This window comes from Agrobacterium sp. S7/73, assembly GCF_019355535.1.
Taxonomy (GTDB): Bacteria; Pseudomonadota; Alphaproteobacteria; order Rhizobiales; family Rhizobiaceae; genus Agrobacterium; species Agrobacterium tumefaciens.
Genome location: NZ_CP072137.1, coordinates 330306 through 344051, shown reverse-complemented (window position 1 = coordinate 344051; position 13746 = coordinate 330306). Strand labels below are relative to the sequence as shown.

Sequence of the window (13746 nt, the reverse complement as noted above, 5' to 3'; positions counted from 1 at the left end):
TCCTCAGGTGCCGACCACCGTATCCGCCCAGTTGGAAACGGCCCAGCGTGGATTGCTGGCGACGTGTTTGACAGTATCGCGCGCAACCGTGATGAAACCCCATTCGGCGACATTGATCAGCGGCAGATCGGCGGCGACCTGCTTCTGGAAATCCTTGTAGAGTACCGTGCGGGCTGCCGTATCCACGGTTTGCGCCGCCTTGTCGATCAGTGCATCGAGCGCCTTGTTCTCATAGCCTCCCTGATTGGAGAAGCCGACGCCGGCTGGAATGCCGGAGCGCACGAGAATGGTGGTGGAGATCGCCGGATCGCCACGGAAGACCGGGGGCGCGATGGCGAGATCGAAGGCATGGTCGGTATAGACGGCCTTCTGGTGCGCGGCGGCATCATTGTTGACCAGCTCGGCATCGATGCCGATTTCCTGTAGCGCCTGGCGAAGATAGGAACCGAATTGCTTGGTTTCATTGAAGTAAGGGGCCGGCAGAAGCTTCAGTGAAAATCGCGTTCCGTTCGCTCCGCGTGCATAACCCGCCTCGTCCAGCAGGGCGTTCGCCTTGGCGACGTCGAAATCGTATGTCTCGACGTCTCCCGTGTAAAACTGGGGTGCATTTTTCGGTACGGGGCCGGTCGATGCTGTGGCGTAACCGAGGAAGACCTTGTCGATGACGAATTTCTTGTCGATGGCGTGGGCGATCGCCTTCCTGACCTTGAGGTCGGCCAGCTCCTTGCGGCGGTGGTTGATTTCCACGACGAGCTGATAGGTGAGGGCTTCGTAACCCTCCGGGATGACCTTGATGCCCGGCTCCTTCGCGATGCGGGCAAGATCGGCAAGCGGCACGGCGGAAAAGGCCGCGAGGTGGATTTCTTCGGCTTCAAGCGCAGAAGCGGCGCCCGCCCGGTCGGGCAGAACGCGATAGATGATCTCATCGAGTTGCGGCTGGTTCTTGCCCCAGTAATTGGGATTGCGGGTCAGGCGGTAATATTCGCCGGGCTTATATTCCGCAAAAACGAAAGGTCCGGTGCCGACTGGTTTCGTATTGGCCGGATTGGTGGCGATATCGCTGCCTTCATAAAGATGTTTCGGCACGACGCTGGTGACAACCGGCAAAGCGTTGCGGATGAGCTGGAAGGGTGTCGGCTTGGAGAAGCGGAAAATGGCCGTGTGGTCATCAGGCGTATCCACTTTTTCAAGATTGGCAAAGACCAGCCGCCCAAGGTTTTGCAGCGGCTTCCAAACCGAAAGTGCGGAAAAGGCCACATCTGCGGAGGTGAAGGGTTTGCCGTCATGCCAGGTCACTCCTTCGCGCAGCTTGAACGTGGCACTCAAACCGTCCTCTGATCCATGCCATTCCGTCGCAAGCCTTGGTTCCAGCCCGTCCCTGCCATTGAAGGAGGCTTCCGCCAGCGGCTCAACGATCTTGCTCGAGATATAGAACACGCCGTTGGAGGCAACGATGGCCGGGTTGAGGTTCTTCGGCTCCGAATCGGCCGCAACGATCAACCGCCCACCGGGCTTTGACTGCTGCGCGGCGGCAATGCCCGCAAGTCCGGTGGTTGCGGCAAGAAGGAGCGAGGTTTTGAGAAGCGAGCGGCGGGACAGGTGGACAGGCGACATGAGGTTCACTCCGGAATGAGGGCGGGCGGGCCTTTCCGCTGGGCCGCGGCCTGCCCGATCTTAAGACTGCAACCGCAGCAGTGTCCACGTTAATTCACGGGCTTTACAGCAATGATTTTACGTTGCGCGACCGCTTGCGGAAACAATATGCTTCAAGGCGTCACTCCCCTTTTCTTAAGCCGCGCCGGTTGCCGTAAAACGGCGATGAAAAACTGATTTAACGCAATAAATATAGAGGCTTGGAGTGCCGATTCCTTGCTGGTGCATGTCACGTCTCACCTGTGGCTAAAGCGAAATTCTGCCTGCGTGACCCGGTTTGGAAAGGGGTAATTAACCTTTATTTTCTATTTCAGGGAGACCGAAATATGTACGTTTATGATGAGTGTGCACGCTGCCATGAGCTTCTCCCGATCCAGATTCCAGAATTCGTCCAATAGCGTAGGGGAGGGGAGCGATAAGGCTCGTCATGCCGGCGGCAAGGCCGTTGCCGGTCAGGACCAGGCCGCGGCAATGAAGGCGGGTGTTGTGCCCAGGCCGAATGCCGATGTCAGTGCTGCCGACGCCATCGAAGGCCGCGCTGAAATGCCGGGCTGGCAGAATGCTTTCGTGCTTGGCCCCAATGTGCGTTTCACCCGCACGCCGGAAAGCGCCTTTAGCCGGCGCATGCCGGTTGAGACGCCGCATCTTGCGGAAGAGGAGGCACCCGCCGACATCCTGTCTGAAACTGCCGAGCCTGAGATGGTCGTGCAGCCGGAGGCTACTGTACAGGAGCCTGCAATTGCGACGGTCGTAAAGTCGCCGGAGCCGCGCATTCAACCGCCACGCATGCCGTTTCTGCCGCAGCCGCCGGATGCGCGGGGCGCAAGGGCGCTGACCTACAAATTGCGACTGGAGCTTGCGCGCAAACAGGCGGAAGAAGCCGCTGCAGCAGCGCTGATGCCGCCTCAGCCGGCTGATGCAGCCGCCGTCTTCGAAGCGCCGGTACCGGGAACCGATTCACCTGTTCAGCCGCTGCCCGCCGCGTCGGTTGCATCTGAGGTTGCAACGCCGCAGGCATCCATTCCCGCCTTTGCCGCCCATCTGCCGGATGAGCTTTTCTGGGAAGTGATGACGCTCGATCTGCCGGATGACGCCGGCGAAGGCCTTCCCGCATCTGCGCGCACCGTTCTCGCAAACCCGTTGCTGACGGCGCCTGCGATTGCCCCGACGCTGGCATCCGCATCTCCGGTCGCACCGGCAATCCGGCTTTCGGCCGTACCGCCCGTCATCAGGATTCCGGGTGGTTCAGCGATCAGGCTTTACCGCGAAATCGGCGTGCATCATCCTGCAATTCCAGTCCCAACTCAGGTCGTTGAACCAGAGATCGTTCCGCAGCCGGTCGTGGAGACGGTCGCAGTTGCTGAGCCGCAGAGACCTGTTGAGCAGGTTCAGCTGGCGGAAAGAATCGTTGCCGAGCCGCGTTTCACGCCCCGCGCGCCCATACAGGCCTCGCAGCCGATGTTCCGGGAAGCGCCGGTCTTTGCAGACGGCGAATATGAATACCCCTCCATCGATCTTCTGCAGCAGGCTCGCGTCCAGCAGACCACGACCATGACGCCGGAGGCGCTCGAGCAAAGCGCCGGCCTGCTGGAAAGCGTGCTGGAGGATTTCGGCATCAAGGGTGAGATCATCGATGTGCGCCCCGGCCCAGTTGTGACGCTTTACGAATTCGAGCCCGCCCCCGGCGTGAAGTCCTCGCGCGTTATCGGCCTGTCGGACGATATCGCCCGCTCGATGTCGGCACTCTCGGCGCGTGTCGCCGTCGTGCCCGGCCGCAATGTCATCGGTATCGAGCTTCCCAATCCGGTGCGCGAGACGGTCTATCTGCGCGAGCTTATCGAAGCGACCGATTACAGCGAGACCCGCCAGAAGCTAGCCCTTTGCCTTGGCAAGACCATTGGCGGCGAACCTGTCATCGCCGAACTTGCGAAGATGCCGCATCTGCTCGTTGCCGGTACCACCGGTTCGGGCAAGTCGGTCGCCATCAACACCATGATCCTGTCGCTGCTCTACCGGTTGAAGCCGGAGGAATGCCGGCTGATCATGGTCGATCCCAAGATGCTTGAGCTTTCGGTCTATGACGGCATTCCGCATCTTCTGACCCCTGTCGTCACCGATCCGAAGAAGGCGGTCATGGCACTGAAATGGGCCGTACGCGAAATGGAAGACCGCTATCGCAAGATGTCGCGTCTCGGTGTGCGCAATATCGACGGTTACAACGCAAGGGCCGCTGCCGCCCGCGCCAAAGGGGAGACGGTGTTCTGCAACGTGCAGACCGGCTTCGACCGCGCAACCGGCGAAGCTGTCTACGAGCAGGAGGAAATGGACCTCACCGCCATGCCCTATATCGTCGTCATCGTAGACGAGATGGCCGACCTGATGATGGTCGCAGGCAAGGAGATCGAAGGCGCGATCCAGCGCTTGGCGCAGATGGCGCGCGCTGCCGGTATCCATCTCATCATGGCCACCCAACGCCCCTCGGTCGATGTCATCACCGGCACGATCAAGGCCAACTTCCCCACCCGCATTTCCTTCCAGGTGACCTCGAAGATCGACAGCCGCACGATCCTTGGCGAACAGGGTGCCGAACATCTGCTCGGCCAGGGCGACATGCTGCACATGATGGGTGGCGGCCGCATCTCCCGTGTCCACGGTCCGTTCGTGTCGGACGAGGAAGTGGAAAAAGTCGTGGCGCATCTGAAGACCCAAGGTCGGCCTGAATATCTCGGCACCGTTACGGAAGACGCCGACGAGGCTGACGACGAGGCGGAAGAGGAAACGGCGGTCTTCGACAAGACATCGATGGGCGACGACGATAGCGACGATCTCTATGAAAAGGCCGTTAAGGTGGTGATGCGCGACAAGAAATGCTCCACCTCCTATATCCAGCGCCGCCTGTCGATCGGATACAATCGTGCCGCCTCCCTGGTCGAGCGCATGGAGCAGGAAGGCATTGTCGGTCCCGCCAACCATGTCGGCAAGCGCGCCATCATCGCCGGTGAGCGCGACACCTACGAGGCGATTGGCGGCGACGACTGATTGATCCATTCGGGGCGCGATATTCGATTGCAAAAACGCGCCCCGTGACTAGCTTGTGCGGCATGGATTCTGGAATCGGGAGGTTCCCCTGATGTCGCACAGCAATGAAAATATCACTGTCCTCGCAAGGCTGGATGAACTGGAGCGGTTTTGCCGTTCCGTTTTCCTGGCTGTCGGCACCGATGATGAAACCGCCGATGCGGCGACCCGCGCCATGATGCATGGCACACGGCTGGGCGTAGACAGCCACGGCGTTCGGCTTCTTGCTCACTACATCGCAGGACTTGAAGGCGGGCGTCTCAATCCGCGGCCGCAGATCAGCCGCGTGTCCGGTTTCGGCGCGGTGGAGACGATCGATGCCGACCATGCCCATGGCGCCCGCGCTACCTATGCGGCCATGGACGGCGCCATGGCGCTTGCTGGGAAATTCGGCATCGGCGCCGTTGCGATCAGGAATTCCTCGCATTTCGGCCCGGCCGGCGCTTACGTGCTGGAGGCGGCGCGGCAGGGTTATATCGGCATTGCCTTTTGCAACTCCGACAGTTTCGTGCGCCTGCATGACGGCGCGATGCGTTTCCACGGCACCAACCCCATTGCAGTCGGCGTGCCGGCAGCCGATGACATGCCCTGGCTTCTCGACATGGCCACCAGCGCCGTGCCCTATAACCGGGTTCTGCTTTACCGCAGCCTGGAACAGCAATTGCCGGAAGGAGTTGCGTCTGATGGCGACGGTATCGACACGCAGAACCCCAATGCCGTTGAAATGCTGGCTCCGCTGGGCGGTGCCTTTGGTTTCAAGGGAGCGGCGCTTGCGGGAATGGTGGAAATCTTTAGCGCCGTTCTCAGCGGCATGAAGCTCAGTTTCGATATCGCCCCAATGTCGGGGCCAGATTTTTCCAAGCCGCGCGGGCTTGGGGCCTTCGTCCTGGCGTTGAAGCCGGAAGCCTTTCTTGAACGCGAAGTGTTCGACGAGGGCATGAAACGCTATCTCGAGGTACTGCGGGGATCGCCAGCGCGGGAGGACTGCAAGGTCATGGCGCCGGGCGATCGGGAATGGGCGGTAGCGGCAAAGCGGGAGAGGGAGGGCGCACCTGTCGATCCCGTCACGCGTGCTGCGTTTTCGGAACTTGCGGCAAAATTCTCGATCATTCCGCCCGCATATCACTAAGACTGGGCCTGCCGGTGACGGCGCTTGCCGCCGCCGTCGCATCGTCAGGCGGGGCGCTGTAGCATTTTGGGCTGCGGGTAGGGGGTAGTCGCCACGTTCAGCCTTTCGGCGACGACCGGGCGTCCGATATAATAACCCTGCGCATAATCGATCTCGAGCTGGCGCACGAGCCTCAGTTGCTCTTCCGTCTCCACGCCTTCGATCAGGATCTTGTGGCCGCGATTGCGGATGAGACGGATCATGTCCTGCAACATCGCCCGGCCGCGGGGTGTCTTGCTGTCATGCAGGAAGGAGCGGTCAATCTTTACGGTATCAAAATCCGTCATCCGCAGCCAGGAAAGGCCCGCAAATCCGGTTCCGAAATCATCCAGCCATATATTGATGCCGAGCGTCTTCAGATCGTTCAGACAGCGTAATACATCCGAATGCATCTCCATATCCAGACCCTCGGTGATCTCGAAGGCCAGCCTGCCGCCGGCAATCCCAGCCTCAACGAGGATCGCTGCGACCGAAGTGGCAAAACCAGGATTCTTCAGCTGCATCGGCGATACGTTGACGCTGACCACCGATACCTTGTCATCGGCCAGTATCTGCCGGCAGGCGGTCTTTATGGTCCAGAGACCGAGCTCCATTATCGTGCCGGTGCGTTCGGCAATCGGGATAAAGGTGCCGGGCGAAACGGAGCCACCGTCGAGCAGGCGAAGCCGCATCAACGCTTCGGCTCCCGCCGTCTCGTTGGTCGATATGTTGAGGATCGGCTGATAGACGAGAGAAACGAGGTTTTCCGCGACAGCGATTTTCAGAAGTGCGGCGATATTTTCGGTTTCGTCGCTGGTCTGCGGATCGTCCGGATCGAACAGCTTCATGCAATTGCGGCCATTGGCCTTGGCAATATAAAGCGCCCGGTCGGCCTCGTTGATGATCTTTTCGAGCTTGCCATCCGGATTGGGACGGGTGAAAGACGCGCCAATGCTGACGGTGACGATGAAGGTTCCGTCCCGGCGCTGATCGTGCGAAAGCGACAGGTCTTCGACGGTGTGGCGGATGGTTTCGGCAAGCTCACCCACCTGCTGTCTGGACTTGAACGGAGCGAGTACGATGAACTCCTCACCGCCATAACGGCCGATGGAGGCGCCATGGTCGATGATCGCGTCCTGCAGGGCGTTGCCCACTGTCACGAGGCACTTGTCGCCTTCCTGGTGGCCGTAGCGATCATTGTATTTCTTGAAGAAATCCACGTCGATCAGAAAGACGGCGAAACCTTCCCCCTTCTTGCTCCAATTGTCCCACAACAGGCGCAGATGCTGGTCTATGGCGCGGCGGTTCTGCAGGCCTGTCAAGGAATCGGTATTTGAAAGCCGTAACAGCGCCTGCCCGCGCTCGTCCGCCGCTTTCTGCTGGGCCTTGGCCTCGAGTGCGTTGAGAAAGACGTGGTAGCGTTCCCGGTTCAGGTTCCAGTTCACGTAAGAGGTGAAGACGAAGCAGGAGATATAGAAGGTGCCGAAAGCGAGCTTGTAGAACGCATCTTCGGGAAACTGCGTCGCCGCCAGAAAGTAGGTGACAAGAATGATGCCCGATGACACGAGCGAAAGATGGAAACGGAAGGTGAAAAACAGATTGGCGCCCATCATGAAGATCGCCCCGAAAACCATGTAATAGGACATGTTTTCGAGATTGTCGGTCAAGAGCGAGGGCACAAGCCAGCCAATATAGCCCATGACGAGCGCAGTGGCGCAGGTGAGGTCAAGTGCGGCGGTGCTCGCGCCCATGCGCAACTGAATTTCGAGCGTCAGCAGGGACGTCAGGACGACGATAACTCTTGCGATTATGGTGTAAAAGGCGACGTCGGGCACCAGAATGATGTCGGTAATGGCAAATAGCAGATAGATGAAAACAGCCGTCCACAGGCCCCGCCTGATCGAACCCCGGCGGCTACGCTCACCTTCCTGCTGGTAAAGGGCAAGAAGTTCATCAGAAAACCGGGCGTCCGGCCGCCGATATTCTTGCTGTCCACTCACCTCGCCTAACGTGTGCTTCATGCACTTTCCCATAGTGTTGCGTATACTTTATCAAGTAACTGCTTATTCGACCTTTGCGTGTACTTTCACGCTAAGCGCGATTTCCTGCCGATTTCTCTCCATGCGGGCGGAAACATGAAAAGCAAGAGCGCATCATACGCTCGCAACATTAAGTTTCACTAAATCGCGTATCCGCTTTCTCCTCCGGTCCACGAGTGTGACCAAAAAAATACGCTAATAAACTAATGTATCCCTACACTGCTCAAAAATCGAAAGCGAGTGGCCTTCCGTCTCCCAGAAACGTATAGTTAACAATGTGTTAATACTGGAGGCTGAAGTGAGGCAGGTAAAGAAAAGAAATCTGGACGGGGCAAGTCTGATCACTCCTGATACTGTCGCAAAAGAGATTTTTGCACGGAAAACGGAAGCGTTCGATGAGCATTTCGCAGTTGCGAAAGCAGAGATCGCGATCATTCTCGAATTGGCACAACAGCAGTTCGAAAATGGTGTTTCAGCACATGAGATAATACATCGAACGGCTGGCGCACTGCATGGCCTGCGCGAAAAGCTCCACTCAAGCGTGTGGGCTGAACTGATTCCCCTGGTGCAGAATCACTCCGTGTCGGACTATTTTCTGGAAGATCCCTTCACGCGCTGGTCGTTCGAAAAGCCGCGGGGCTATTCGGGCGATGCGCAGCTTCTCGACTTCATCTACGGTCACGACAGCGTTGCCGATAAGGTGAAGAACGCAACGCCGCTTGGCGCGGCTCTCTACAATTATACGAAGGACGCTAGTTCCTCGGTCGCTGTCCGCGAGCGGCGGGATTTGCTGACCCGGTTTGTTGACGAGGCTGCGGCCCGGCATGGAAGCGAAACGGAAATCCTCACCATTGCATCGGGACATCTGCGCGAGGCGGATGCATCCGTGGCCTTGAAAGAGGGCAAGATCCGGCGCTGGGTGGCGCTCGATCAAGATCCCCTGAGTGTCGGTTCCGTTGCCCGCGATTTCAACGACAGCTGCATCGAGGCGATTGACGGTTCGGTGCGTGACATCGTCCTGCGTTCGCACGAGCTCGGCAAATTCGATCTGGTATATGCCGCCGGTCTTTACGATTACCTGAACGACAAGGTGGCGATCAAGCTCACGCGGCGCTGCATGGAGATGCTGAAGCCCGGCGGAATGTTCCTCTTCGCCAACTTCTCCGAAGACATTGTGGTCGATGGTTACATGGAGACCTTCATGAACTGGGCGCTGCTGTTGCGTTCGAAGGCGGATATGTGGCGGATCGTCAACGCCAGCGCCGATCCCGCAAGTATCGAGGCGGAGGTATTTTTCGGCGAAAACCACAATATCGTCTATGCCACGATGCGCAAAAAGGCCTGAGCCCAACCTCGTTTCACATGTCCGCGCGAAATAGGCCGCCCGCATTTTACCATGCGTGCGGCAAGGCCTGTGTACGCCAATAATTATTTGATTAAACGTCGCTACGGGCCTAAGAATTCGCGCGAAATGCGTTGCAGAATGGAATGGCTGAAATGAAGAAATATTATTCGGATATGGGCGGTCTGCCGGGTCAGACGGAACTGCTGTCGAGCAAGGCTGTTTTCAAGACTGCCTATGCGGTCATCCCCAAAACCGTCATGTCCGATATCGTGACGAGCGTGCTCCCGCACTGGACAGGGACCCGGGCCTGGATCATCGCCCGACCGATGACCGGTTTTTCCGAGACTTTTGCGCAATATATCGTTGAAGTGCAGCCTGGCGGAGGCAGTGAGCGGCCGGAGCCGGACGCAAGGGCGCAAGCGGCGATCTTTGTCGTTGATGGTGAAATGACCGTGGAGTTTGAGGGCGTGCAGCATGCATTGCGGACCGGCTCCTTCGCCTTCCTGCCCGCCGGCTCGCGCTGGCAGCTGCGCAATTCCGGCACGGCACCGGTCAAGTTCCACTGGGTCCGCAAGGCGTTTCAGGCGGTGGACGGGCTGGAGCCGCCGCCGGCGATCTTCACGCATGAAGATGAACACGCTCTGTCGGCGATGCCCGATACGGACGGCAAATGGGCGACCACCCGGTTTATCGATCCCGACGACGTGCGTTACGACATGCACCTCAACATCGTCAGCCTGGAGCCGGGCGCTACCATTCCTTTCATGGAAACCCATGTCATGGAGCACGGTCTTTACGTGCTGGAAGGAAAGGCGGTTTACCGGCTTAACGAGGATTGGGTGGAAGTGCAGGCGGGTGATTTCATGTGGCTGCGCGCTTTTTGCCCGCAGGCTTGCTATGCAGGCGGGCCGGGCCGTTTCCGCTACCTGCTCTACAAGGATGTGAACCGCCACGTGAAGCTCTGGTAACGGGCGGAATCTTGGCGAAACCGAGATTTATCGCGCAATCCGTTGGCTTGCGCGATAAAGGCTTGCGTTGGATCGAATATCCCTAATAAATCCAGATATGCGGTCAGTCATCGCTGTCTCGCACGATTTCGGCATTCGGCATCCGCCCTTATTATCCTGAAGAAGACTGCCCGTATGATTGAAACGATCGATACCAATATCTTCAATCTTGCCCCTGTGGCGATGTGGATCGAGGATTTCAGCGAGGTGAAAAGCCAGTTCGATATCTGGCGGGCGCAGGGCGTCGAGGACATCCGGGCGTTTTTGCTGGAAGATCTGTCGCGGGTGGCGGCGTGCTCGCAGAAAATCCGCGTCGTGCAGGTTAATGCCAAGACACTTGAACTGTTCGAAGCGCGGGACAAGGCGCATCTGATCGATAATCTGCACCGGATTTTCCGCGATGACATGCTTGAAAGCCATGTGAACGAGCTTTCCGAGCTTTGGGCTGGAAAAACCGAATTCATCAGCAACGCCGTCAATTACTCGATTGGCGGAAAGCGGCTGGATATCCAGCTGCGCGGTGCGATTATACCCGGCTACGAACAGACACTCGGGCGGTTGCTGCTGACCACAGAGGATGTGACGGAACGTGAGGAGGCTCGCCGCAAGGAGCTTTTCAACCGCCGTTATGCTGAAGGCATGTTCCAACATTCGCCCGTTTCCCTGTGGGTGGAGGATTTCAGCCGGGTTCGGCGTCTGATCGAGGAGGTCAGGGAACGCGGCATCATCGACTTCCGGGTGTTCATGGATGTGCATCCCGAATTCGTGCGCCAATGCATGAGCGAAATCCGCGTGATCGACGTCAACCGGGCAACACTTGACCTGTTTTGTGCGCCGGACCGCCAGGTTCTTTTGCAGCGGCTTGGCGATATTTTCCGTGGTGAAATGGAAAAGCCCTTCCGCGAACAGCTGATGGAGCTGTGGAACGGCAATCTTAACCATCATCGCGAAGTGGTGAACTACGCGCTGGATGGTTCAGAGCGGCACGTGCTGCTGCATTTCTCCGTTTTTCCGGGCCACGAACGCGACTGGTCACTGGTGCAGGTCGCGCTGACTGATATTACGGCGCGGAAAAAGGCGGAAGCCTATCTCGAATATCTCGGCAAGCACGATGTGCTGACCAAGCTGCACAATCGCGCCTTCTATTCGGACGAAATGAACAGGCTGGAACGCAGCACGATCCGGCCCGTTTCGGCCATCGTCATCGATCTCAATGGCCTCAAGGACGCCAATGACAAGCTAGGGCACGACGCAGGCGACGCGCTGTTGCGGCGCCTTGGCGAAGTCCTGAACGGTGTCGTTACTGCGCCGAACCATGCTGCGCGCATTGGCGGTGATGAATTCGCCATTCTTTTGCCCGGCGCAGACAAGCAGATCGCCGCGGCGATGGTGGATACCATTTACGAACTGCTGAAGATCAACAACCAGTTCTACTCCAATGCGCCGCTTAGTCTTTCGCTGGGCGTGGCAACCAGCGAGGCCGGCGAGACGATGGAATCGCTGGTGCGCCGTGCCGACATGCATATGTACGAGCAGAAAAACGCCTATTACGCCGCGATGCGCAACAGGTCTGCCGACAACAGCGACACAACGAAGGCCTCCCCGCAACCGGAAGCCAGCTCCCTGAAGCGCCTTCTCTAGCCACAGGCATCCCGTGGGTGCCTTGCCTCACTGAGGGTTTTCAACGCTCTGCGGGACCATGGCCGCCTATTTTTTAGCCTTTAGGCACCATCGTCCTGGTCAAATTTGAGTGTATTCTAAAAGACCAGCGAAATTTGCTTTACGTACCTCAAAACGGACGTTAGCTTCTTCCCAAGAGCTTTGGGAGGAGTTCGCGCATGATGATTTCAAGTAAAATCGAGGGGCAAGATCCGTTCATTCGCACCGGGTACCGGTGACGACACATGGCTTTTGCTGAGGAATCTCCAGATCAGGTCCTTATACGGACTGTCGGGTTGTCCAAGTCTTTCGGTCCCGTCCAGGTTCTGAAGGATATAGAGATTGCCGTGCGCGCCGGTGAAGTTCACGCCATCATTGGCGAGAACGGGGCTGGTAAATCGACGTTGATGAAACTGCTTGCGGGCAATGAGAAGCCTTCAAGTGGGGAAATCAGGATCGATGGCGAGGCAGTTACGCTGAGCGGACCTGTCGACGCCGAACATCGCGGCATCGTTCTCGTGCATCAGGAAATATTGCTGGCCCCGGATCTGACGGTGGCTCAGAACATCTATCTGGGCCGCGAATTGTGCAAAGGCCCGATGATGGACGACCGCGCCATGCGTGCCGGCGCCCTGAGGGCTATCGCCGATCTCGGCGGTACGATCGATCCCGATGCCGTCGTCGGCAGCCTGTCGATTGCCCAGCGCCAGCTGGTGCAGATAGCGCGCGTTCTGCTCGTGCCGCATCGCGTCGTCATTTTCGACGAGCCGACCGCAAGCCTCACGCCCATTGAAACCGATGCGCTCTTGAACGTTATCAGGGACATAAGGGCAAAGGGCGTGGCCGTGCTCTATATTTCGCACCGCCTGCCGGAGGTGAAGGAGATTGCCGACCGTGTGACCGTTCTGCGCGATGGCAGGTTGGTCGGCTCCCACCCGATATCGGCGCTTGAGCCTGCCGATATGGCGCGGTTGATGGTGGGGCGCGATGTCGCCAAGCTCTATCCGGACAGGAACGCCGGCGGCGAGCACGAGCCTGTCTTGCAGGTGGAGCATTTCACCGTTCCCGGCTATGCGCAGGATGCCGGTTTCAGCCTGCGAAAGGGCGAAATCCTCGGTTTTGCTGGTCTCGTCGGCGCGGGCAGAACGGAGCTTATGGAGGGCGTGCTTGGCCTGCGTCCAGGGCGGGGGACGATCCGCCATCTCGGAAAGCCTGTGCATTTTGCAAAGGCGGAAGACAGTCTGAAGGCCGGCATCGTTTATCTGAGCGAGGATCGGAAGGGCAAGGGATTGCTGCTGACGAAGGATTTGCGGGTCAATCTCACACTCGCCTCGCTGAGGAAATTCAGCCGCCTGTTCCAGATCGATATCCGTCGAGAGAAGGCAGCGCTTGATGATGCGGTGCGTGATTTCGATATTCGCACGGGAAGTAAGGACTTGCTCGCGGGCCAGCTGTCCGGCGGTAACCAGCAAAAGCTGCTGCTCGCCAAGATGATGCTGCTCGATCCATCGATCGTCATCATCGACGAGCCAACACGCGGCATCGATATCGGCACCAAGGAACAGATCTACCGTTTCATAGCAAAGCTCGCAGACGAGGGCAGGTCGATCATCGTCGTGTCCTCGGAGATGCCGGAACTGATCGGCATCTGCGACCGCGTCCTTGTAATGCGCTCCGGCAGGATCGTCGGCGAGGTGACGGGGGAACGCATGACCGAAAACGATATCGTGGCACTCGCGACTGGCGTGCACACGCAGGAATTCGCCTGAGGGCTGATGTCCCGGCAGATTGGCCTGAAGAAAAGACAATTGAGGGGAA

At 58.4% G+C, this 13746-nt stretch carries 8 protein-coding genes; 6 read left to right on the top strand and 2 right to left on the bottom strand.

The window, feature by feature from the left end; genetic code table 11:
• Positions 1–3: 3 nt before the first annotated feature.
• Positions 4–1614: an ABC transporter substrate-binding protein gene (locus J5276_RS16575; RefSeq protein ID WP_174011967.1), complete on the bottom strand. Its 1611-nt coding sequence runs from the start codon at positions 1612–1614 to the stop codon at positions 4–6.
• Positions 1615–1989: 375 nt separating this feature from the next.
• Between J5276_RS16575 and J5276_RS16570 the strand changes: the two genes are divergently transcribed.
• Positions 1990–4692: a DNA translocase FtsK gene (locus J5276_RS16570; protein WP_174011965.1), complete on the top strand. Its 2703-nt coding sequence runs from the start codon at positions 1990–1992 to the stop codon at positions 4690–4692.
• 91 nt (positions 4693–4783) lie between these two features.
• A complete protein-coding gene (locus tag J5276_RS16565) occupies positions 4784–5860 on the top strand; it encodes an Ldh family oxidoreductase (RefSeq protein WP_174011963.1) in 1077 nt (358 codons plus the stop codon).
• 44 nt (positions 5861–5904) lie between these two features.
• Here the strand turns inward: J5276_RS16565 and J5276_RS16560 are convergent, their stop codons facing one another.
• Entirely contained in the window at positions 5905–7899 is a 1995-nt protein-coding gene (locus J5276_RS16560) for a bifunctional diguanylate cyclase/phosphodiesterase (protein WP_013761485.1), read from the bottom strand.
• Between the two features lie 316 nt (positions 7900–8215).
• Between J5276_RS16560 and J5276_RS16555 the strand changes: the two genes are divergently transcribed.
• The 4 genes from J5276_RS16555 (at position 8216) to J5276_RS16540 (ending at position 13697) form a co-directional block, all read left to right on the top strand.
• Positions 8216–9262: a class I SAM-dependent methyltransferase gene (locus tag J5276_RS16555; protein WP_174011961.1), complete on the top strand. Its 1047-nt coding sequence runs from the start codon at positions 8216–8218 to the stop codon at positions 9260–9262.
• Positions 9263–9405: 143 nt separating this feature from the next.
• Positions 9406–10230, top strand: a complete 825-nt coding sequence (locus tag J5276_RS16550) for a bifunctional allantoicase/(S)-ureidoglycine aminohydrolase (protein WP_019564590.1) — start codon at positions 9406–9408, stop codon at positions 10228–10230.
• Positions 10231–10404: 174 nt separating this feature from the next.
• On the top strand, positions 10405–11910 hold the full coding sequence (locus J5276_RS16545) for a sensor domain-containing diguanylate cyclase (RefSeq protein WP_174011958.1): 1506 nt from the start codon (positions 10405–10407) through the stop codon (positions 11908–11910).
• A gap of 263 nt (positions 11911–12173) precedes the next feature.
• Positions 12174–13697, top strand: coding sequence for a sugar ABC transporter ATP-binding protein (locus tag J5276_RS16540; RefSeq protein WP_003510667.1), 1524 nt, complete (start codon positions 12174–12176; stop codon positions 13695–13697).
• Positions 13698–13746: the final 49 nt, after the last annotated feature.

Excerpts from the sequence above, each read along its gene's own strand:
- J5276_RS16550 (WP_019564590.1), top strand. The coding sequence starts at position 9,406 with ATGGCTGAAATGAAGAAATATTATTCGGATATGGGCGGTCTGCCGGGT.
- J5276_RS16560 (WP_013761485.1), bottom strand. The coding sequence starts at position 7,899 with ATGAAGCACACGTTAGGCGAGGTGAGTGGACAGCAAGAATATCGGCGG.
- J5276_RS16540 (WP_003510667.1), top strand. The coding sequence starts at position 12,174 with ATGGCTTTTGCTGAGGAATCTCCAGATCAGGTCCTTATACGGACTGTC.
- J5276_RS16565 (WP_174011963.1), top strand. The coding sequence starts at position 4,784 with ATGTCGCACAGCAATGAAAATATCACTGTCCTCGCAAGGCTGGATGAA.
- J5276_RS16570 (WP_174011965.1), top strand. The coding sequence starts at position 1,990 with ATGATGAGTGTGCACGCTGCCATGAGCTTCTCCCGATCCAGATTCCAG.
- J5276_RS16575 (WP_174011967.1), bottom strand. The coding sequence starts at position 1,614 with ATGTCGCCTGTCCACCTGTCCCGCCGCTCGCTTCTCAAAACCTCGCTC.
- J5276_RS16545 (WP_174011958.1), top strand. The coding sequence starts at position 10,405 with ATGATTGAAACGATCGATACCAATATCTTCAATCTTGCCCCTGTGGCG.